Consider the following 270-nt stretch of genomic DNA (forward strand, 5'->3'; position numbering starts at 1 on the left):
TCAAATTGAAAAACCACCTCGGAGCAGATTTCTTTGATGTAGCAGGCCAAACGGATGCTGAAAAAATCTTCGGTGCAGGTTTTGGTTCCCTTGGACCAGTCGGCTTGCCAGAAAACATCAAGATTATTGCAGACCGCAAGGTGCAAGATGTGAAAAATGCTGTTGTCGGTGCCAACGAAGACGGTTTCCACTACACAGGTGCCAATGCGGGACGTGATTTCCAAGTGACTGAGTATGTGGATATTCGTGAAGTCAAGGAAGGCGAACCTT

At 47.0% G+C, this 270-nt stretch carries 1 protein-coding gene; it reads left to right on the forward strand.

The window, feature by feature from the left end:
• Window positions 1-270, forward strand: a 270-nt coding sequence (locus C1E99_RS00180; RefSeq protein ID WP_330848206.1) for a YbaK/EbsC family protein, incomplete at both ends; no start/stop codon positions are given.

It is taken from the genome of Streptococcus suis (genome assembly GCF_002964045.1).
In the GTDB taxonomy this organism is placed as follows: domain Bacteria; phylum Bacillota; class Bacilli; order Lactobacillales; family Streptococcaceae; genus Streptococcus; species Streptococcus suis_U.